The sequence below is a fragment of the Arthrobacter sp. KN11-1C genome (assembly GCF_052180225.1).
GTDB lineage: Bacteria > Actinomycetota > Actinomycetes > Actinomycetales > Micrococcaceae > Arthrobacter.
In genome coordinates this window covers 2065613-2086589 of sequence record NZ_CP197467.1, presented here as the reverse complement: position 1 = coordinate 2086589, position 20977 = coordinate 2065613, and the positions used below count along the sequence as shown (strand labels likewise).

The 20977-nt window shown below is 62.9% G+C and carries 20 protein-coding genes; 10 read left to right on the top strand and 10 right to left on the bottom strand.

What is annotated here, in order from left to right; genetic code table 11:
* Positions 1-28: 28 nt before the first annotated feature.
* From ACSBOX_RS09755 to ACSBOX_RS09740, 4 genes are all read right to left on the bottom strand, one after another.
* Positions 29-1507, bottom strand: a complete 1479-nt coding sequence (locus ACSBOX_RS09755; RefSeq protein ID WP_442545808.1) for an MFS transporter — start codon at positions 1505-1507, stop codon at positions 29-31.
* On the bottom strand, positions 1504-2070 hold the full coding sequence (locus tag ACSBOX_RS09750; RefSeq protein ID WP_442545807.1) for a cysteine hydrolase family protein: 567 nt from the start codon (positions 2068-2070) through the stop codon (positions 1504-1506). The genes ACSBOX_RS09755 and ACSBOX_RS09750 overlap by 4 nt, the downstream gene beginning before the upstream one ends.
* Positions 2071-2075: 5 nt before the next feature.
* Entirely contained in the window at positions 2076-2525 is a 450-nt protein-coding gene (locus tag ACSBOX_RS09745) for a MarR family winged helix-turn-helix transcriptional regulator (RefSeq protein WP_442545806.1), read from the bottom strand.
* Between the two features lie 74 nt (positions 2526-2599).
* The gene (locus ACSBOX_RS09740) at positions 2600-3463 is read right to left on the bottom strand and encodes a PhzF family phenazine biosynthesis protein (RefSeq protein ID WP_442545805.1); all 864 of its coding nucleotides are present in this window, start codon (positions 3461-3463) and stop codon (positions 2600-2602) included.
* Positions 3464-3597: 134 nt separating this feature from the next.
* Here ACSBOX_RS09740 and ACSBOX_RS09735 point away from each other — a divergent pair, with 134 nt between their 5' ends.
* Positions 3598-4230 (top strand): dihydrofolate reductase family protein, encoded by a 633-nt coding sequence (locus ACSBOX_RS09735; RefSeq protein WP_442545804.1) that lies wholly within the window; start codon positions 3598-3600, stop codon positions 4228-4230.
* A gap of 44 nt (positions 4231-4274) precedes the next feature.
* Here the strand turns inward: ACSBOX_RS09735 and ACSBOX_RS09730 are convergent, their stop codons facing one another.
* The 3 genes from ACSBOX_RS09730 to ACSBOX_RS09720 all read right to left on the bottom strand — a co-directional run bounded on the left by ACSBOX_RS09730 (position 4275) and on the right by ACSBOX_RS09720 (position 6681).
* Complete coding sequence (locus ACSBOX_RS09730) at positions 4275-4727, bottom strand: META domain-containing protein (RefSeq protein WP_442546009.1); 453 nt, start codon at positions 4725-4727, stop codon at positions 4275-4277.
* Between the two features lie 93 nt (positions 4728-4820).
* On the bottom strand, positions 4821-5804 hold the full coding sequence (locus ACSBOX_RS09725; protein ID WP_442545803.1) for a serine hydrolase domain-containing protein: 984 nt from the start codon (positions 5802-5804) through the stop codon (positions 4821-4823).
* Positions 5805-6489: 685 nt separating this feature from the next.
* Complete coding sequence (locus ACSBOX_RS09720; protein WP_442545802.1) at positions 6490-6681, bottom strand: hypothetical protein; 192 nt, start codon at positions 6679-6681, stop codon at positions 6490-6492.
* Positions 6682-7521: 840 nt separating this feature from the next.
* On the opposite strand from ACSBOX_RS09720, the gene ACSBOX_RS09715 reads away from it, so the two are divergent.
* The gene (locus ACSBOX_RS09715) at positions 7522-9837 is read left to right on the top strand and encodes a hypothetical protein (RefSeq protein ID WP_442545801.1); all 2316 of its coding nucleotides are present in this window, start codon (positions 7522-7524) and stop codon (positions 9835-9837) included.
* A 98-nt stretch (positions 9838-9935) separates the two neighbouring features.
* Complete coding sequence (locus tag ACSBOX_RS09710) at positions 9936-10595, top strand: class F sortase (RefSeq protein ID WP_442545800.1); 660 nt, start codon at positions 9936-9938, stop codon at positions 10593-10595.
* Between the two features lie 33 nt (positions 10596-10628).
* Here the strand turns inward: ACSBOX_RS09710 and ACSBOX_RS09705 are convergent, their stop codons facing one another.
* Both ACSBOX_RS09705 and ACSBOX_RS09700 read right to left on the bottom strand, forming a co-directional pair.
* Positions 10629-11303 (bottom strand): hypothetical protein, encoded by a 675-nt coding sequence (locus ACSBOX_RS09705; RefSeq protein ID WP_442545799.1) that lies wholly within the window; start codon positions 11301-11303, stop codon positions 10629-10631.
* Positions 11304-11488: 185 nt separating this feature from the next.
* Positions 11489-12223, bottom strand: a complete 735-nt coding sequence (locus tag ACSBOX_RS09700) for a hypothetical protein (protein WP_442545798.1) — start codon at positions 12221-12223, stop codon at positions 11489-11491.
* A gap of 250 nt (positions 12224-12473) precedes the next feature.
* Between ACSBOX_RS09700 and ACSBOX_RS09695 the strand changes: the two genes are divergently transcribed.
* The 4 genes from ACSBOX_RS09695 to ACSBOX_RS09680 are packed head-to-tail and all read left to right on the top strand — an operon-like array spanning position 12474 to position 16180.
* Positions 12474-13610, top strand: coding sequence for a type III polyketide synthase (locus ACSBOX_RS09695; RefSeq protein ID WP_442545797.1), 1137 nt, complete (start codon positions 12474-12476; stop codon positions 13608-13610).
* A 13-nt stretch (positions 13611-13623) separates the two neighbouring features.
* Positions 13624-14352, top strand: coding sequence for a class I SAM-dependent methyltransferase (locus ACSBOX_RS09690; RefSeq protein ID WP_442545796.1), 729 nt, complete (start codon positions 13624-13626; stop codon positions 14350-14352).
* On the top strand, positions 14345-15487 hold the full coding sequence (locus ACSBOX_RS09685; RefSeq protein WP_442545795.1) for an FAD-dependent oxidoreductase: 1143 nt from the start codon (positions 14345-14347) through the stop codon (positions 15485-15487). Before ACSBOX_RS09690 ends, ACSBOX_RS09685 begins: the two co-directional genes overlap by 8 nt.
* Positions 15488-15502: 15 nt before the next feature.
* A complete protein-coding gene (locus tag ACSBOX_RS09680; protein WP_442545794.1) occupies positions 15503-16180 on the top strand; it encodes a peptide deformylase in 678 nt (225 codons plus the stop codon).
* Here ACSBOX_RS09680 and ACSBOX_RS09675 read toward each other — a convergent pair.
* Positions 16170-18197 carry a S9 family peptidase gene (locus tag ACSBOX_RS09675; protein ID WP_442545793.1) on the bottom strand — a complete coding sequence of 676 codons (2028 nt, stop codon included), beginning with the start codon at positions 18195-18197 and terminating at the stop codon, positions 16170-16172. The genes ACSBOX_RS09680 and ACSBOX_RS09675 overlap by 11 nt on opposite strands.
* A 68-nt stretch (positions 18198-18265) precedes the next feature.
* Between ACSBOX_RS09675 and ACSBOX_RS09670 the strand changes: the two genes are divergently transcribed.
* From ACSBOX_RS09670 to ACSBOX_RS09660, 3 genes are all read left to right on the top strand, one after another.
* On the top strand, positions 18266-19120 hold the full coding sequence (locus tag ACSBOX_RS09670; RefSeq protein ID WP_442545792.1) for a methyltransferase domain-containing protein: 855 nt from the start codon (positions 18266-18268) through the stop codon (positions 19118-19120).
* Positions 19121-19229: 109 nt separating this feature from the next.
* Complete coding sequence (locus ACSBOX_RS09665) at positions 19230-19691, top strand: NfeD family protein (RefSeq protein WP_415986403.1); 462 nt, start codon at positions 19230-19232, stop codon at positions 19689-19691.
* A 118-nt stretch (positions 19692-19809) separates the two neighbouring features.
* Positions 19810-20829: an SPFH domain-containing protein gene (locus ACSBOX_RS09660; RefSeq protein ID WP_442545791.1), complete on the top strand. Its 1020-nt coding sequence runs from the start codon at positions 19810-19812 to the stop codon at positions 20827-20829.
* Positions 20830-20977 lie beyond the last annotated feature (148 nt).

The following is a 20977-nucleotide window of genomic DNA, read 5'->3' as shown; positions in this document are numbered from 1 at the left end:
TGCGGTGGCGGGGAACACAATTTTTGGCTCAATGCTCCGCGGCGACGGCCGGAACGCTGCGGTCAAACGCCGTCAGGAGTACCATCGATGCCCCGATGGCGACCAGGATCCAGGCCAAAGTATGGAAGCCTGCGTCGGTGGCCGACGTTCCGAAGGCGATGCCGATGACGCTGGAGGAACCGATCGCGCCCAGGTACATCGACGTCCGCAGCAATCCCGAGGCCACCGCGATCTCCGCGGCAGTCGTTTGAAGGTACAACGCCGCCTGATTGGCGAAACTGCTGAAGCCGTTGGTCAGGCCCAGCAGCAAGGTCATTCCGATGAGCAACGCGACGCTGGAGCCGTGGTTCACCAGCAGCATCACCCCTGCGGAGAGTGTCAAAGCGACGCCGGCAAGGATCAAAGGCCAACGGACCCAGGCACGACCGGAGACGACCCGCGCTACGACGATGCTCAGCAGGCTCAGCGGAATCAGAATCAACCCCACGGTCGCGGCGTGCAGCCCCATGCTTTGTTCCATCCACTGGCTGGCGCCATACATCGATGTGTATGTAGCCAACGCGGCCAGGATCGAACGAAGGTACGTACGCTGCAGCGGTCTGTTCCTGCCCAGCATCCGGACGTCGATCAGCGGACTGCGTGCGTGGCGTTCCCGCACCAGCAGCGCCCCCGCCAGCACCACGGCCAGCGCGGCAAGCCACCAGACCGGCGTCGTGAGCGCCGAGAGGAACACCAGCAGCGAGACGATTGCACCGGCGAAGAGGGCTATCCCGGGCAGGTCCAGCATGGTGAGCAGGCTGCCCAAGCCCTGTTTGCGGACCGGGGCGTCCTTGGCCACGCCGAGCAAAGTGAAGGTGAATGCCAGGAGGGCCAGCGGTATGTTGACTGCGAACAATGCCCGCCAGCCGAACGCGCCCGCCAGCACCCCACCCAAGGGCAATCCGACGACGGCGGTCACTTGGGCTGCGATCGAAAAGTTGCCCAGGACGCGGCCCGGCACGCCGATGCCGGACTCGTCGGCCCGCCGGCGGACCAGCGCCATCGCCGTCGGGTAGCACGCTGAGGTCCCGACGCCGATGAGTGCCCGCGAAATAAGTAGCACCCCGAGATTCGGGGCAAGGACTCCGACGACGCCGGCCGCCAAAAGGATAGCGACGCCGGAGAGGAACACCCGTCTGGGCCCAAAGAGGACGGAGAGTTTCCCCATGGTCGGTTGGGCCACTGCGCTGCACAGATACAGGACGGATATGAGCCCGGCGGTGGCTCCCGGACTTGAGCGAAAGTCAGTCCCGATGCCAACCAGCGCGGTGGCGATCATCGAGCTGTTGATCGGGTTCAGGGTGGAGCCAAGCAGCAGCGGTGCCGTGAACCTCCAGCCCAGCGGGTTCGAGTGCCGTTGTCCTTGTGCGGAAGCCGGAGCACCGGCCGGGTTCAGCGGGGGAGTCAGCGGCTGGTTGTCCGCATCAGCGGACGGACTCGAAGGTGGGGCCGGGTCCCGCGCTGTCACGACCGTGAGGCTTTGAGCACGTCCAGGATTTCTTGGGTCGTTCCGGTCTCGCCCAGGCGGGGGAAAATCGTCGTGACGGAGTTCTCGTGGGCGTTCATGTTCATGTCGGTCATCGCGTCGAGGGCCAAGGTGACGTTGAGGCCGGCTTCGTGGGCGCTCCGCGCGGTGGATTCCACGCCAATGCTTGTGGCGACACCGGTCAGCACCACTTGGGTGACACCGAGGTCCTCCAGGAGCGCGCCAAGCCCAGTGTTGGTGAAGGCACCCCACGTTTTCTTCGTCACAAGGTGATCGCTTGGTTGCTGGTTCAGTTCAGGCAGCAGCTCGGCGAAATCGGCGGGGAACTCCCTTCCCGCGGTGCTGCCTTGATCTGTGCGGCCCGGTGCGCCGCCGGTGACGTTCACCAGCACCACGGGCAGTCCGTGGCTGCGGAAGGCATCCGCCAGGGCGGCGGAATTTTGCACTACCGGCTCGAGTGGGTGGGCTTTCGGGGAGGCAACAATGCCCCGCTGAAGGTCAACAACGATGAGGGCTGTCTGTGGGTCCAACGTGGTGATGGTCATGTGTATCACGGCTCCAAAAGGCGTTTGAGTAGGTTAATGGCGCCGGGCAACCGTTCCCGTTCGTCCGGCGTGAGTTTGGACAGGATGGTGCGGTAAAGCCAATCAGCTTTGGCTGCGCGGCTGGCGCTGATGCTCTCCCGGGCCTCGGCTGTCAGGGACAGGATCCGCTGACGGCCATCGGCCGGATCAGGTCCGCTCTCAACGAGTCCCGCGCTGGAAAGGGCGGAAATGATCGCTCCCATGGATTGGGGACGCATTCCCTCGGCTCGGGCCAGCGCGGACAACGTGGCCCGGCCGTCCCGTTCCAAGTGGATCAGCACGGCCTTTTGCGCATTCGTCAGGTTGTCCACTTGGGACTGCTCACGCAGCCGTCGGGTCAACTGGCCAATGAGGACACGAAGCTCTGCGGCAGCTTCGAGCGTGCCTGCCGCGTCCGCATCCGGGGTGGGGTTCATACCAACGACGCTACCAGATAGTAAGGCAAACTGAAAAGGTTGCCTTACTATCTATGTGGCCGGGTCTGGATTGCTCAGGGCTCGGCAATCTCCACGGCTTCGCCACTGACGACGATCCCGCCCTGGGACGGAATGTCGACGGTGAGGACGCTCGGGCGGCCGACGTGGCTGCCTTGATGAACAATGACCCGGCTTGGCGTCTCCACGAGCGAAAGCAGCCGGAGGTATGCGCCGAAAGCCGCGGCGGCTGAACCCGTCGCGGGATCCTCAGTGATGGTTCCGACGGGGAACAGGTTGCGCGAGTCGAACTCGCCGCCACCGATCTCGCAGAGCGTCGTGACAGTGCCGGCCCAACCCTGGGCATCCATCAGCGTGCGCATTGCATCCGGGTCGAAAACGAAGGAGTCGAAGGTGCTGCGTTCAGCGAAGACGAGAAGGGGGTGCCAGTTTCCGGCAAAGGCGACCATCGGAGGGTAGCCCGGGTGCAGTTCGCCTTGGCCCACGCCGAGCAATCCGAGCACGGAGTCCAGAACACCGTCGGCGAACTCGGCGATTCGCGGCTCCACGCTCGTGAAGCTTGCTGTCACAGTTGCGCCGTGTGACGCCGTCCCGATCTCCACTGGCCCAACCGCTGTATCGAACACAAAGGTTCCCGCACCGTCGCGTCCTGACAGCGCGACAGCCAAAGCGATGGTCGCGTGGCCGCAAAACGGTACCTCGGCGATGGGGGAGAAGTACCGCACGCGGTTTCGGCGGGTGTCCCCGCCAACGGCGATCTCGGTGACAAAGACCGTTTCCGCGTAACCGATGTCGGAAGCGATGGCCTGCATCCCGGCGTCGTCGAGGCTGCTTGCGTCGAGGACCACTCCCGCCGGATTTCCGCCGTCGGGCGTGGCAGTAAAAGCGGCATAGCGGAGTACATCCGGAGTCTGTTCCATGCGGTTATCGTCGCACGGAGTCGCCCTCATTCGACGGCGGTACTCGGACAAGGGCGTTAAGACTTGGGACAATGAGGGCGAGTAGCGTGGATCCAGAAGGTGTCCGCGACCGTTGTTCGACGGGGTGAAACGACATGAGGTTGACGACGACGACAAACGTCTCGGTAGACGGCGTGATGCAGGGCTTGGGCGGCGCCGACGAAGATCGCAGAGGCGGCTTTGACCGCGGGGGATGGGCCATACCGCTTCTCGATCCGGAAACGGGGGACTACCTCAGCCAGGTTTACGGGGGTGCGTCCGCGTTCCTCTTCGGGCGGCGGACGTACGAGATTTTCGCCCCTTATTGGGGAGCGATGATCGATCCGAGCACCAACCCGATCGCTGCCGCGTTGAACAGTCGGCCCAAGTACGTGGCGTCTGCCAGCCTCACCAACCCGCAATGGTCGGGCACCACAGTCCTAGCCGGCAACCTCGCCACGGCGATCGCTGAGCTGAAGGCCGATCACGACGGCGAGCTGCTGGTCCCGGGCAGCGGTGTCCTGGTCCGATGGCTGCTCGCGAACAACCTGGTGGACCAGCTCGATTTGCTCACCTATCCCGTGGTGGTCGGCCAGGGCAAACGTTTGTTCCCCGAATCCGGTCCGGACCTCGCGCTCGAGCTGCTCAATTCGCGGACGACATCCCGTGGCATCACCATCCAGTCATATCGGCCTGCCGGGCGTCCTGAATACGCAACGTCTACGGTGGAACCGGAGGATGTGTTCTGAGGTAGCTGCTGTGTAGACGGGATCAGGCGTGAATATTGCGGCTGCTATTTGCTTTTGAAGCTGAGGGTGTCTGTCCCAGTCGTCCAAGTCAGCGTGTCTTGGACGAACGACATTTCGATGGGGCGACTTAGGAATTGCGTGACCCATTGCTCCTGCGCAGAAGACTCGCCGGCGCAGCCCATTGCCCCAGCTGCGAGTTTACCGAGTGTGAGGGTGTTCCCTGTGATCGTCGCCGGTCCACTGATCGAATTGCAAGGGGTCTTCGCCGCGAACTGGAGCTCCCCGTTGACTGAATACAGTTCCACTTTTATCCCGCCTGTCGCCACCCACGGCAGGGTAGCACCGTCGGATGTGCCCGAAATGCTGACATATTGCGAACATGGGGCGGAGGGGAAGAACGATTTACATGTCACCAGGGGAGGCGTGGAAATGGTCGGGGAGATAGTTGTGACGTCCGGCCCGGTTTTGCCCACCGGACCCGATGCACAAGAAGTCATTAGCAGACCGAGAAACACTAGGCAAAAACTGTTTTGCCAAAATCGCGAATGCTTCATCGAACCCCCTGAAGATGGAAGCTGGCGAAGGGGCAGCTAGTTTACGAGTCGGTCCCAGTCGTAAGATTCGGCGATCCGGGCTTGGATTTCCTCAATAAGGGGCCGACCGTTGTGACCGTTGGTCATGATCACGGCTCCGTTGCCTTTGGCGACATGAGCGATGACTCGGGCCTTGAAACCCCAGTTTTCGCCGTCGTGCTCGAAGTACCAACCGTCACCCTTCTGCGCTACGACGAATCCAACCGCGAAGGGCCCTACGCCGACCGGTGTGATCATGTTTCGCATCGTGGTGCGGTCCAGGATCATTGTGGATCGTCCCGCGAGTGTCTTCTGTACCTCGATCAGGAATCTGGCAAGGTCGCCCGGTGTAGACCATAATCCAGCTCCAGCCTGCTCCGGATAGACGTGCCACGGCACACCCATTGCCGCGCCCGTCTCGTCATGGGCGCGCGCGGCCTGGTGTTCGAACTTGGCCGGTAGGGGCTGCTCGAAGGTGCTGTTGGTCATGCCGATGGGCTCCAGGATCCAGTCGTGCATGATCTGTGTGAAGGGTTCTCCTACAGTGTCGGTGAGCATGAGCTGCTCGATCTCAATGCCGCCGCCAGAGTACTGGTAGGCCGTCATAGCCGGCCGTACGAGCCGCACTGCGGGTAGGGACGAAGGTGCATGGCCGTCGAGGATTTGCAGGACAGTGGGCAGCGGTTCGCCGGGTTCATAGCCGGGGAACCCAAACCCGTCTCCGAGGCCGGAGGTGTGGCTCATAAGCATCCGCGGGGTGACAGCGGGGCCACCATTGAAAGGATCATCGGGCAGCGTCCAGCTCTTAAGGATGGTGTTGACGTCCTGGTCTAGATCGAACAACCCGTTCAGGGATGCCTTCAGGGATGCCATAGCCGCCACTGGCTTGCTGATCGAGGCTGCCTGGTAGAGCGTTTCGTTTGTCGCAGGCGCACCGGATTGCGCGTCAGCTGTGCCCCACGATTTAGTCCATGCGACCTCGAAGTTGTCAATGACAGCCACGCTGACACCTGGGACGCGGAAGTGATCTAGTAACTGCCGAATGGTCAGGGAAGCAGCCCCTTGACGGTCAGGTACCTGCGCGTTCTCGATTTCAGCGATCCTGGCGGCATGCGTCTTTGTTCGTCCTGGCAGGCTGGATGGCATGGTCAAGAACCTACCACGGTGGTTCGTGACCACACCCTAGACAAGACAGGACAGCATCCAGTCGATCCACGCAGGAACAGGTAGGCGAGGAGGAGGAGGATGATCATGCATCAGGCGCAATAATCACTTCTAGTGGTATCCCTGCGGATTGAAACCGGGCGTATTCACTGTGGCTTCGTCTCCCCGGCAGCTATTCCCAAGCATTTCAGCGGAGGTTACCGTTGGGCCATGACCGGTAGCGGGCGGCGTAACGCATGGTTGCGGATGACAGACATGATGGGTCTGACAGAGCCTGGGAAGAAGGCTCCAAGGCCCAGCCGCCGAGTCTTGGTGTTTTGGACAATTTTTTGGTCGATAGATAGCGTTCTTTGGCTCTCATGGACCGCTGTTGATTTTTCGCGAGGGACACCTGATTATCTGCATCTCATCCTCGCTGTTCTCTCAGTGGTGCTTGCGGTTGCCTATTTGGTCATGTGGCTGCAATCGAAGAAGACGAGGACGGATTCTGACTTTTCCTAAGTTGGTCCCTATCCTTCTTCGTTCAGGGTTTGGCCCGGAGGTTGACGTAGCGGGACCATGCGTCGCCTGCTGCGTCGGCGTGGAGGAACGCGATTTGGTGGCTGTATCCGAGGGCGTCGGCGACCAGTGGCGGCGGTGAGGCTAGGAGATGTTCGTCGAGGGCGGTGTTTCGTGCGCCGCGGAGGTCGATACCGAGGCTGCGGAGCCTGTCCATAATAGTGTTCGGGTGAAGAGGCTGGCCGGCTCGTGTTCCGGGAAAGAGCCAGGGGCATTGGGGATGAGATACGCAGAGTACTACTTTACATAATGTAGATTATCGGCGTTAAAACAATGGGAGCGGAAGCGGCTGCGTGAACTGTGCGTTCTCATTACAGATATGTCAGTTTTCGCATTCGCCATACACACGCCACGAGCACCGTCACGACATCTGTACTTCACAAGTGATACGAACGATGGGCCGCCGGATTTCCACCAGAACCGAACTGCCCGCGGCATGGCCAAACACGCGGAACTGACCCGGATGAGACGCATCGAGTCTGTTGTCGTCTCAACCAACCTGTCAGTTCCGACGTCGCGACTGATAGCTACGTTGAGAACAGACAGGAACTCCCGATCCTTGACCTAACCGGCGCTTTCCGCTGGCGATGCAACCGTCTTCGGACAACAGCTCACAACCCTTCTTTAGCAAGCTGTACGCCACCAGGGCGCACGGCTCGGAACTTGTGCGAACGCGCCAAACTCACACCCGTGGCCGTCATCGGCCTAATCCCTTGGCTACTCCCCCACGACCAAACTCACAAAACTCACAGGTGCCGGCTACCGGAAACACCAGCCTGGATGTCCTTGGACAAATGAAAAGAGGTTCGCGCGAAGCCAGTGGTTCAACTGTCAAATTTTTGACAGTTGAAGGTCCTGAAAAACGTCTCCCTCAAAAACTGACAGCTGAAAACCAAACCCTTCTCGCGGATTGCGATTTGTCCGGCTCTCTACAAACAGGACCACACGAAGCGTGGTCATCGCGTCTATGGGCGCGGTTGAAGAGAAGGGAACATAAGTGAGCCAAAGAAGATTCAAACGAGGTCCCGGCAACCCACCGGGACGGGCAAGGAACTGGCGGGCGTTCTTCAAGACCGGTGCCTTGGCAGCCGCCGGCGCACTGACCCTGTCCGCCGTCGGAACCGGTGGCATCCTGGCGGCACCAGCGGCGCACGCCGCAAGTGACCTGTCGGGCATGCATCGATCGGGCATCACAGTCCAGGCCCCGCCGGTCAGGGCGTTCGGGGATTGGTCGATGTGGCTGGGATCCCTGAACTTGAACGGCGCCGCTGGAGATCCACTGGCCTTCTGTTTCGACGTCGGGATCCCGGCCGGGCCGGCTGGCTCCGGGGCGGTGGGCTCCTTGGGTAACCCGCAACTCAACTACGCGATCCAGAAATACCAGGGTGACCCTGCCAACCACCCCGCATTGGCTTATCTCGCTCACCAAGAAGCCGACCCTAAGTTCAACGTACCGTGGAACGGCAACGGGGCTCCCTACGCTAATCTCCGGGACTCATCTGATCCGCAGCTGCCAGCCGTCCGCGCACAGGCCGCCGCGATGCTGGCCGACGCTCGGGCCAATTCCGGTCCGTATTCCACGAAACCCAAACTCTCGATGGACGCTAACGGTCGCGGCGGCACAGTCACCTCGACGGAACTGGTTTCCGCGGCCGGAAACAAGCTGAGCGGCTTCTCGGCCCGCGCAGTTCTGAACGGCCCTGCGGTGTGGTCAGGAACGAACTCCCAGGCAGTCAACGTCCGCACCGGAGATCAACTCGGCTTCGCGGCTACAGGAAACGGAACCGTGTCCGTCACACTGACGATCGACGCACCCGGGGTGTCAGCTACAACCTATTCGGTGCCCGGGTTCCAGAACCTTCTCGTTGCAGGCGGGGCCCAACCCGTCGCGGGCACGTCGGCCGATGCCAAAGTGATCTTCGATTTTCAGCCCGTAGCAACCTCGACAGCTCGCCGATATGTGGAGGGCGGCCAGCCCCTGGTGGACGTCCTGCACGTGAATACGTCCACGGGAAGCCCCAATGACTGGGCGTTCGTGAACGGTGGTAGCGTACCGGCCCGCTTCGACGTCGACTGGTACTACAGCCAGGTCAAACTCACCCCCGCCGCCCAAGTCCCTTCCACCGCGGTGAAGGTTGCCTCCGGGACGGTCACCGCGACGGGACCGGGCGACGTCACGGTGACCGCTGACGAGACGGCGGACAAGGCCGGCTATTACTATCCGGTGGCCCGTTTCTCCAAGGCGGCCCAGCCGGCGGAATTGCAACAGTACTTCCGTGCTGATTGGACGGCTGGCTTCAACGACCCGAATGAGGAGACGATCCGGAAATACCAGCCCGAGGTCGCGACCAAGGCATCGATCATTGAAGACGGCAAGGTCCACGACGTCGTCACCGTGACCGGCAACGAGCCCGGAAAGGAACTCTCCGTGACCACGGATCTGGTCCTGACCTCCGCGTCCCCGATTGCCGGCGGCACCGACACCGCCCCGGCCGATGCCGAGGTCATCGGTACCGTCACGACGAAGGTCACCGGCAACGGCGAATTCAGGACCGCCGCCGTCGAGGTTCCATGGGAAAAGATCGTCGCCGAGAAGTGGGCCAAAGGCCTGAAAGCCAATCTGTACTTCTCCGAGAAGATCGACGGTACCGAGTCCACCAAGGCCTGGGACGGCAAGGAACTGCTGCCCAACGAAACCTTCCCGGTCGAGAAACCTTCGATTGTCACCAAAGCCTCGGAGAACGGCACCGTTCCGCTCGTGGCTCACGACATCGGAATGATCTCGGGCACCATCCCCTCCGGCACCGGCATCAAAGTCACCACCAAAGTGAACCAGTACAAGTTTGGCGACTCGACCGACGGATCCGCCCAGGCCGTCTGCGCCAACCCGTCCTGGACCTCCACGGACCAGGACGTCACCAATACAGGTGACATCACCTACCCGAGCCACACCATCGCCCACAAAGGCACCTACGGGTACGTCGAGGAACTCAACCTGACCATCGACAAGGGCCAAGGCAAGGAACCATTCACCGCCCAACTGCACAAGGGCAACTGCGGCGAAAAGAACGAAACCGTCATCGCCTTCCCCGAAGCAGTCACTGTTACACCGAACAAGCCGGCCCTGATGATCAACACCGGCTTCGCGTCCGCGCCTGCACCGGAGGCCGGGCCGAACGTGCCGCTGCTGATCGCAGGCACCAGCACCCTCGCACTGGCTCTCCTCGCAGGAGCAGGGCTCTTCTACCGCAGGCGTTTCGATAACCGCGGAGCTAAAACACCCGCCGTGTATCCGGACGAACACGCCGAATAACGCCCCTTGGCGGGCCCCACCAAATTGACGCGGGGCACCCCGGTCCAGCCACCCAGGCTGATCACCGGGTGCCCCGCCTAACAACCAAGGAAAGTCCGATGATTCAGACCCGCAACCATTCCCGCGCCCGGCGGAGCTGCGTTGCACTGACTGCCGTAGTCTCTTTTGGCGTGGCCGGAGCCACCGCAGGCGTCCTGGCTTTCACAGCACCGCCCGCTCCCCCGCCGGCTCAACCGGTACCTGTCGTGTCGGCGTTTACTTCCGCCGAACCGGACACCTACATTGGCCCGGCCGCGATCCCCAGCCTTCCTCCTGACACGCTCTCCATCCCGGGCGTAGACCTCGAAGTAGGGCTCGTGGACGAAGGCCGCGACGATTCCGGCTACATGGTGGTCCCCGATGCCTCCAAAGCCGCCCACTATACAGGGTCCGCCGCTGTGTGTGCCACAAAGGGGTCGACCCTGCTGGCCGGGCACGTCAACTTCCGGGATGGGTCGTTGGCGCCGATGGCTTCCCTCGTTCGGGTGACCAAGGGCATGCCCCTCTACGTATCCGACAAGGCCGGCGTGACGTGCCGGTACAAGATCGTCGGCCTCGAATCGCTGGCCAAAACGTCCTTGCCCGCAGATACGTTTGCCACCGACGGCCCACCCCTGCTCCGGGTCGTCACCTGCGATCTCGCCAGCCCCTTCGTGGCAATAGCCGGGCACACTCAGTTCGCCAACAACACCATCGCCACCGCAATCCCCTGGCCATGACTCATCACTCCAGTCCAGAACGAGCTGGCTAAGTCATGCCGGGATATCCTCCCGGGACTGCATGTTTAGTGACGGGTAGCTCCTAGTCCGGGCATTCTTGGGTCTCGCCTTATTCCAAACCAGCGATTCCAACGCCTCCCGGACCCCGGGCAGGGCAAGGGCGTTGACAGGGGAAATTCCGTGGAGGCGGCCCCAGAGGTAGCCTCGTTCGCTGCAGACGAAGTCAACGAGCGCTCTCTTATGGCCCCTGGGCACGCAGCTCAAAGCCCTGTTCGATTCCAAACGGGAGAGCGCGGCCCCCGGCTCTGATCCGAAGGAGATCTCCTCCACGTGCCGGGACGCTCGTTGTTCGATCACCTGCAGGCCCTGCTCGGCTACGTCGCGATCCCAGCCGGCCCTGATCAACAACGCCTTGAGTTCGTCCCAGAGAGATGATGTACCAGTGGGGATATGCAACAGGGTGAACGGAATCTGAGGCCACTCGCACTCCTGTCCGTAGACCGACACCAGCGGCGCCCCCTCCCCCAGTGCCTGGTTCTTCTTCACATCCGCCCACACGCCGTCCCGGACATCCCGCTCGGAGAGCCAGTGGCGCTGGGTCACCGTCCAGGTTCGGAGCTCGTTGCGGACAACCGTCAGCAGCCATGCGCAAGCCGGAACGTCCGCGGGGATCCCGCTGTCGCAAAGAACTTCCGTGGCGTAGAACAATGGATCTTCGGGTGCAATCGAGGGAAACTCGTGCTGGAAAGGGGACAGAAGCGCCGGAAGAAATGAACCGAACAACTCCCGGGCGGATGGACCGCTCTGGTCTTCCCGTTGCCATCTGGCTACCAGGCCCCTCAGAAAGGCGTCCCGTTCGGCTGACGTCGAAAACCGGCTATGGACTCCGGGACTCACGCTGCAACACCCCACTGCTTCGCAACATCGCTCATCAGCTCCGCGGCCGCGTTGAACTGGGCAGCCAGCCGGCGTCGTCGTGCGGGATGCGCCTCGGCCAGGCGCTGGACAACAAGCTCAGAGGCCCCCATATTCCGGATGGAGTTCATCAACTCCCGCAGCTGGAGTTCCGCCAGCACGGCCGCGTCGGAAGGACCGCGATCCACGCCCAAGGCACCGACATCCGCCAGGAAGCCCTCCACATCGAAAACTCCCTCGCTGGAATCAGAGTTGGAAGCAGGGTCGGAATCCGGGTGACCCAGTTCGCCTGATCTTGGTACTGCGGGTGTAATGCGGCGTATTTTGCCGTCCAGTGACAATCTCACGGACGGCAGCGTTCCACCCTCGGCAACGCCCTTGGCGAGTAAGGTCTTCACGGTCCCATGAGACACGCCTAGAACCGGGGCGATGGCACGCAACGACAAGTTTCCGGCCGCCAACTCCATGGCGACACTCACCCGGGCATTGCCTCTCAGGCTAGGAAGGATCAGCTGCTCAGCATCCACCAGCTCAGCCCACGTACTCAGGCCAAAGGCCTTCCACGCCCTCGCCTCATACAACTCCAAAGCAAGCTTCACGACTTGGCCGAGCAAACGGTCAACCACGCCCACCTGGCGGTCAAGCTCAGCCAGGCGCAGACGCAACCGGTTCACCCTGACACGCGCATCCGCGACATCCAGATCCCCCTGCATACCTGCGCACCTCCCCAAATGCACTAAGGACCGCCCTGTTGCCGTCCAGCCGCTCGATGAGCTCAGCGAAACGGACAAATGGGCTGCTACTAGACCTAGTAGCCCGTCGCCTCAATTTGTGACGCAGAACCTTTGAAAACCCGGAAACCGGTCGAGGTGCGGCTCCCCGGAAACAGCCGATGCCCCTCAAAACGTCCACATATCCACGCTTTGCCATTGTCAACGGCATCTTCGTCGCCAACAATGAAGCATGCCGGTCTACGTGAGGTCTCTGGAAACTGCAGTACCGCCCACAGTGCTTGTGCAACCACAAGCACGCGACGTTTTTGCTTCCCAACCCGGCCTGACGCGGCTTGGATCCCGATTGGTGCGAACCTGCTTCGATTCAGCAGCGATCGATACCCGGTTCACCGCCGTCGCCGAATTGTCCCTTGATAATCATTCCGAGAATCCGTCGTTCTTCGACCCCGCCACGGGGCGTGTCCTTAGCCCCAGCACCAAGGTCCGCAATGAAATTTTTGCCGTCGAAGCCACCAAATTGTTTATTGAGGCTGCCAAAGCCGCTGTGGGGAAATGTCCGGATATCGATTTGCTTGACATAACTCATGTCATTACTGTTTCCTGCACAGGATTTTTCAATCCCGGCCCCGACTATAAAGTGGTCCGGGCCCTCGGGCTCAGTCCGGCCGTGCAGCGCTATCACCTTGGCTTCATGGGTTGTTACGCCGCGTTCCCCGCCCTCCGAGCGGCCCGGCAGTTTTGCCAGGCCGATCCTTCCGCCGTGGTCCTGGTCATCTGCGTGGAACTTTGCTCACTCCACGTCCGGACCTCGAATGATCCGGACACCATCATGGGGTCGGCGATCTTCGCGGACGGCGCGGCGGCCGCCGTCGTGACGTCCCGCGAACCTGAGGGGCCGGACCCGGCGATCAGGCTGGATCATTTCGAGACCGTCCTGACGCCCGTCGGTGAAGAAGCCATGGCCTGGAACATCGGCGACGAAGGCTTCGAAATGGTTCTCGGCACGTATGTGCCCCACATCATCGAGGAACACATCACCGGCGCGCTTGAGCCGCTGTTTGCGCAGGACCCTTCCCTGGCCGGACTCCCCTATCGGGACATCAGGCATTGGGCCATCCATCCCGGCGGCCGCAGCATCCTCGACAAAGTCGAGTCGAAACTTGAACTCACCGAAGAACAGATGATTCCCGCGCGTGAAGTCCTTCGCGACTACGGCAACATGAGCAGCGCCACCGTGCTTTTCGTGTTGAAGCACATCCTCGAACAGACTCCGGCACAGCGGGAGGAACGCATTTGTTCCATGGCATTCGGCCCCGGCCTCACCGTGGAGACAGGGCTGTTCACCCGGGTTTCCCCGGATCTCTGATGCTGGCTCCGCAATGAGCGCCCACCCCCGCCCAAACGGTTTCCTCGCCGCACGGGATGTCACCGCCGTCGAAGACATGGACCGCCCCGATTGCGAGCTCGACCGCCTCAACCGGAGCTACGCGCGCTTTCCCATCGTCAACGCAGTGGTGTCCGGCTGGCGCGCCACCTACAGCTCACGGATCAAACCATTGCTCACGACGGCGGCGCCCACCACGGTCCTTGACATCGGCTGCGGCGGTGGAGACGTCGCCCGCAGCCTCGCGCGCCGCGCCGCGGCGGACGGTTACCGCCTCGAAGTCACCGGAATCGACCCCGACGAACGTGCCTTCCATTTTGCGAATTCCGCACCGTCGGTGAATGGCGTGAGCTACCGAAAAGCACTCAGCTCGGAGCTCGTGTCAGAAGGGCTCACGTTCGACGTCGTTATTTCGAACCATGTCCTCCACCATCTGACAGCCCCGGAACTCGACTCGTTCCTCGGCGATTCCGAACGCTTGTGCCGCAGGCTCGCCCTGCACAACGACCTCAAGCGCAACCGCTTGGCATACGCGCTCTTCTGGGCCGGATCCTGGCCCCTCGGCATCGGATCCTATATCCGCGGTGACGGCCTCACCTCCATCAGGCGAAGCTACACAGCGATGGAACTCCGTGCCGCCACTCCCCCGGCCTGGACTGTTGAAGAGAACGGCATGTGGCACAACCTGTTGGTCTACCGGCCCCGCGAGGTCCCCGATGTTTGACGTCGTGGTGGTTGGAGCCGGGCCTGTCGGGCTGTTCATGGCAGCTCTGCTGCTGCAAAACGGGCATCGCGTTGCAGTTCTGGAAAGACGCGCAACGTCGAGCTGCCAGACCCGCGCCATCGGAATCCATCCTCCCGCCCTGGCCGCTTTGGACACCGTAGGCGCCGCCCATCCGCTCGTCTCTTCGGGCGTCCGGATCAGCCATGGTGCCGCGTACAGCGGCGGCCGGAAAGTCGCCGACATGGACTTCGCCCGCGCCTCGGCCGAGTACCCGTTCATCCTTTCGGTTCCGCAATACCTCACCACCCGGTTCCTTGAGTCCAGGGTCATCGACCTGGATCCTGATGCCCTCCACCGAGGGATCCAAGTTGAGGAAGTCGTCGACGACGGCGGGCACCTGCGTTTGCGGGGACAGCAAGCGGGGGCTCCAGTGGAGTTCCTGGGCCGCTTCGTGGTGGCGGCCGACGGCGTCCACTCGGCACTGCGCGCGGGACTCGGACTGGAGCCACGCCTTCGCACGTATCCCGACTACTACGTCATGGGCGATTTCACGGATGAATCGGAATACGGCCAGAACGCGGTCCTTTTCCTTGAGCCGGCAGGAATCGTGGAGTCCTTTCCGCTTCCTGGCGGCATCCGCAGGTGGGTGGTCCGGCTTGGCGCCCCGTGCCAGGAACCCACTCCGCATGCGCTCGCCGCCCTCATCAAAAGGCGGACCGGCAGTGCGGTGGACTCCGCAAGCAATACGATGATCAGCGCCTTCGGCGTCACGTCGCGGCTGGTCTCCCGGATGGTCCACGGACGGATCGCCCTTCTCGGAGATGCCGCGCACGAAATCAGCCCGATCGGCGGCCAAGGGATGAACCTGGGCTGGTTGGACGCCGTTGCCTTGGCGCCGATCATCAGCGAAGCGTTGCGGACATCCGAACCCGGCCCTGCCGGCAAGCAGCTCGCCGGTTTCGAGCGGGATCGCCAACATGCGGCGAAGAAAGCCATCTGGCAGGCCAGCCTGAATATGGCCCTCGGCCGCCCGCTGCCGCCAAAAGTCCTCAGCGCACGGAACGCCCTGATCGGCCGGGCCATCACGTTGCCGATGTTCTCGGAGCTTGTTGCCCGTCGGTTCACGATGCACTGACACTAAGCTCAATCCATGGACTTTGAGACGCGCCCCCTGCCTTCCGGCCCGGACACAACATTTACTGCCTCGGAAATCCGCAGCGCAGTCCAGGAGTTACTCGGTCTCGAAGGCCTCCCGCCCATCGTGCAGGTGGGCCATCCCGTGCTGCGCCAGCGCGCAGCGCCCTTTGACGGCCAGCTCGACGATACTGAACTGGCGCAACTCATCGAGCGGATGCGGGATGTCATGCACGCCGCTCCCGGCGTGGGCCTCGCGGCGCCGCAGCTCGGCATCCCCTTGCAGCTGGCTGTGCTCGAAGACCATTTCGATGTTGACCCTCTTGCCTCGGAGATCCGGCAAAGGACGCCCCTGGGCTTCTTTGCGATACTGAATCCCGGCTACGAGGCCGAGGGGACATCCACGGCGTCGTTCTATGAAGGCTGCCTGTCGATGCGTGGGTTCCAGGCCGTGGTGACACGGCACCGCGATGTCCGCCTGCACTACCAGCGTCCCGACGGCAGCTCGGCCTCGGCCGGATTCTCCGGGTGGCAGGCCCGGATAGTCCAGCACGAGACCGACCACCTGCACGGCGGAATCTATCTGGACCGCGCCGAGCTGCGTTCGCTGGCAAACGATGCAGAGTACTCCGCCCACTGGGCGTACCCCGGTATCGACGAGGCACGCAGCGGACTCGGTTTCCTCAACCCGTAACTGAGCCGGTTTCGCGCGGCGGGTTTGCGGTGGAAGGCAGGTGCCTTGCCCACCACGCCAGGATCTGCTCGAAACGCTGCCGCCTGTGGTGCGGCGTGCCCGATCGCGACAGTTCGTGGTCTTCACCCGGGAAGAGGAGCAACGCCGCCTCCACGCCCTGCGCCTTGAGGGCCGCGAAGTAGCGCTGGCCTTGTTCAACCGGGCATCGGAGATCGTTTTCGCTGTGGATCACCAGGGTGGGCGTCCGCACTTCAGTCACCACGGCCATGGGGCTTTGGGCAGCCATCTGCTCGGGTGAGCCTCCCGTGTATTGGCCACCGAAGAACCATCCGATATCCGAGGAACCGGCGAAGCTGACCGGGTCGAGGAATCCGCGCTCCACAATGGCTGCCTTGAAGCGGTGTTCATGGCCAATGACCCAGGCAGTCAGGTATCCGCCGTAGGACCCGCCCATGATGCCGATCGATTCCCTGTCCATCGCCGGGAAGGCTTCCAGCGCACCATCCAGGAAGGTCAGCACATCCGCCATGTCCACGGTGCCCATCTTTTCCTTGATGGCTCCACCGTGCGCCTGGCCGTATCCGGCGGAACCGCGCGGGTTGCACATCAGGACGGCGTATCCCGCCTCGGCGTACACCTGCGCTTCGTCGAAGAAGGCACCCGTGTACTGGGCGAAAGGACCTCCGTGGATGGTGAGCAGCACGGGATGGGGGCCGTTCCCCTCCGGCAGGACCGCCCAGCCATGGACCGGGTATCCGTCTGTGCCGGTGGCTGTGAACTCATGCGGTTCGAGGACGGTGGCTCCGTCCCGGAACGCCTTGGCGAAGTCCGTGAGCAACCGGAATTCGCCCTTTTCCAGAACGCCGACCTCGCCGGTGCTCGAGGCGTCCCCAGAAGTGACAGCCACGGCGTCTCCCGCCGCGGACGCGCCGATCACTACCAGTGGCCCCTTGACGAGGACCTCGCTCTCGCCGTCGGCCGACCATTGGATCAGCTGGACGCTCCCACGGCTCGTGTTGAGCGCGAGCACCCCATCCGCTCCACGAGCTTCGAGGCGGCCGCCGATGTCCTGGTTTTCGACGTCGCTGAGCATCGTTGCGCTGCCTCCCCGGACCGGCATGGCGTACAGTGCCGTGTTCCGCGCGACGAAGTCCAGGCCGTCGTCACCGAGGTCCTGTGCCGTGAAGAACAGCCATTCACCGTTCGCGGATGCGCAGACTTCATGGACGGACTGCGGCGCAGCGTCCGGACGCAGCGCTGTGGTCTCCCCGCCCGCGGCGGGGACGCTATGGATGCCCGAGGCGATATCGGCGTCGTGCCCTTCGTGGAGCGAAGCGACAAAATAGACACTCGCACCGTCGCCACCGAACGACGGCGAGGTGTGGTCGGCGTCGCCGAACGTTAACTGCACCGCCGGCGGCACCAGGTCAACCGCTTCGGCCCCGCGGGCCTTGGCGGCCCTCCCGGCGGGAACCACGGGAGGTTCCATTCCAGGCTCGGGAACGTCGACGACGAACAGTTGGGCCGGCTTGTCCGCGGTGTACCCCAAGCCATTGAGCCTGTATTGGTTGCCGGTGATCATGCGAGCGTCTTCGCTGCCCGCGCCGACGCCGTCAACCGTTCCGTAGCGGCCTTCTTCGGGAACCCGCGAGGAGAACACAATCCTGCGCGAATCAGGCGCCCAGGAAAATTCGGAGACGCCCAGTTTCTGGTCCGTGATCGCTTGCGGCTCCCCGCCGTCGGCCTCCACCACGTGCAGTTGCGGCTTGCCGTCCGGCGTCGCCCGCAGGAATGCCAGCACACTGCCGTCCGGCGAGAAGGCCGGTGCGGTGTCCCGGAAGCCACGGGTGATCCGTCGGGGTGCCATCGCCCGGTCAAAGGGAACGCTCCAGAGCTGCCCGACGTAGGCATCGGCGTCGAAATCGGGCCGGGCGACCGACACGACGGCGCGCGTGCCATCGGGATGGGTGGCGGGAGCATAGACGGAATTCAGCAGCGGGAGTTGTTCGGCTTTCACGCTGGTGAGCCTAGCGGCAGTCACCCCGGGGCGATATGCGCCACTCCGGCCACCGTAGGATTGTCCATATGCTTTCCGACGCCGTCCCTTCCTTGCGCTGCCCGGTCTGCAAGGGGCCTTTCGGCCTGAACGAGGCGCCGCCGTTTTCGCTGGGTTGCGTCGCCGGCCACAGTTTCGATGCCGCCAAACAGGGCTACTTCAACCTGCTCAGCGGCAAGGGCACGGTCTTCGAGGCCGACACCGCCGAGATGGTCGCAGCCCGCCACGATTTCCTGGGTGCAGGCCATTACGCTCCCCTTGCCGAGGCCATCGCGGAGCTTGCGGCCCCGGCCCTGGCGGCGCCGGGATCCCTCGTCCTGGATTCGGGGACCGGCACCGGCCACTACCTGCACGCAGTGCTGGACCGCACCCCGGCGGTGGCCATCGGCATCGATATTTCGAAGTTCGCCCTCCGCCGGGCTGCGAGGTTGAATCCGGGCGCCATCAATCTGGTGTGGGATATCTGGCGCCCCCTGCCGCTCGCGGACCACGCGGTGGATGCCCTCATCGTTGTCTTCGCCCCCCGGAATCCCCCGGAATTCGCCCGTGTGCTGCGTCCAGGCGGCCGGGTGATCGTGGTGACTCCGCGCGACGGACACCTTGGGGAGATTGCGGAACGGACCGGAATGCTGGGCATTGAGCCGGGCAAAGACGAGCGACTCGCCGAGTCCATGCAGGAGTATTTCGCTCTCTCGGACACCATTCGACTCGACGTCGACCTCAATCTCAGCGGGCGGGACATCGCAGATGTCGCCTTCATGGGTCCCGCGGGCCACCATCTCGAGCGCTCCGCGCTCCTTGCGTCGACGGCCGCGGAAACGTCAGTCCACGCCACTGCGAAGTTCACCCTCAGCGTTTTCACAGCGCCGGGGCAACGCTCCTAACGGGAACCTTCGCACCGGGCTAGGATGGAAAAACAGCGACTGTGATCTTGCCGACGCTGCAGTCCGGACCAGACCGGCTGCCGCCGCAAGTCCGGAAACAGGGGGAACGATGTTTGAATGGCTTGGCAGCAACTGGTGGGCCCTCTGGCTCACGGTGTTTCTCGCTTTCGCCGTGGTGGAGATGCTGACTCTCAGCTTCTTCTTCATCATGCTCGGGGCCGGCGCGCTGGCTGCCCTCGTCGCTGACTTCGCCGGAGCCGATCTATGGTTGCAGATCGTCGTCCTTTGCATCGTGTCCCTGCTGATGATCGCGTTTGTCCGTCCTATCGCACTGAAGCATCTCCGCAAGGGTCCTGCCGAGCAGCGCACCAACGTGGACCGCTTGATCGGCCAATCGGCCCTCGTCATGGAGCCTGTCAGCGCGACGGCGGGACTCGTCAAAATCGGTGGCGACGTGTGGAGCGCCCGCAGCGCGGCGGAAATCATCGACGCCGGCCAGACCGTGCAGGTCACCAGGATTGACGGCGCGACGGCGGTGGTCGCCTTGACGGCTGAAAACAGCCCGCACTGAGAAGCGTCCCGCCATGGCTCAAGCCGTACGTTCGACGACGAGCGTTCGGCGACGGGCGGCCGGCATTTTGCCGCACACATACCGCATCAAATACGTAACTGGGGAATGAAGGAGATGTATGGACAGCTTGGGAGGAACGGCAGCCGCGATTGTGCTGCTAGTTCTCGTCATATTCGTGATTATCGTCTTGGTCCGCTCGATCAGGATCATCCCGCAAGCGCGCGCCGGCGTCGTAGAACGCCTCGGTAAGTATCAGCGCACGCTCAACCCCGGGCTCACCATCCTGATCCCGTTTGTCGACCGCCTGCTGCCGCTGTTGGATCTTCGCGAACAAGTGGTTTCCTTCCCGCCGCAGCCGGTGATTACCGAGGACAACCTGGTTGTCTCCATCGACACCGTGGTCTACTTCCAGGTCACGGATCCCCGGGCGGCGACCTACGAGATCGCCAACTACATCCAGGCTGTTGAACAGCTGACCACCACGACCCTCCGCAACGTCGTGGGCGGCTTGAACCTTGAAGAAGCGCTCACCTCCCGCGACCAGATCAACGGCCAGCTCCGTGGCGTCCTGGACGAAGCCACCGGACGCTGGGGAATCCGCGTTTCGCGCGTGGAGCTCAAGGCAATCGACCCGCCGCACTCCATCCAGGACTCAATGGAGAAGCAGATGCGGGCCGAGCGCGACCGGCGTGCTGCGATTCTGACGGCCGAAGGCACCAAGCAATCGGCGATCCTCACGGCCGAAGGCCAGCGGCAGGCAGCAATCCTCGCCGCCGAGGGTGACGCCAAGGCAGCCATCCTCCGTGCCGACGGCGAAGCGCAGGCCATCCAGAAGGTCTTCGACGCGATCCACAAGGGCAACCCGGACCAGAAGCTGCTGGCCTACCAGTACCTTCAGACGCTGCCGAAGATTGCGGAGGGATCATCGAACAAACTGTGGATCATCCCCAGCGAGGTCGGCGAGGCCCTCAAAGGCATCGGCGGTGCGCTGGGTGGCGCCAACGGCGGATCAGGCGTAGCAGACCTGTTCAGCGATTCCGGAAAGCCGTCGGCCGAAGTTCCTGCCCCGGCGGGCACACCGACCGTAAGTCCAGGACACGCACAACCAACGTCAGCTGCGCAGGAACCGTCGCCGTAATTGCGGACATCGTGCAAGGGGACCAGCCGAATTCACTGGCGGGTCCCCTTCGCTTTGTCCTGTCCGCTTCGATCCGCGTATAATGGTGTATTTGTCCGGCCGGTTCAGTCCGAACGGAACATTAACGCTTGGTCAGGCGTTTCATCTA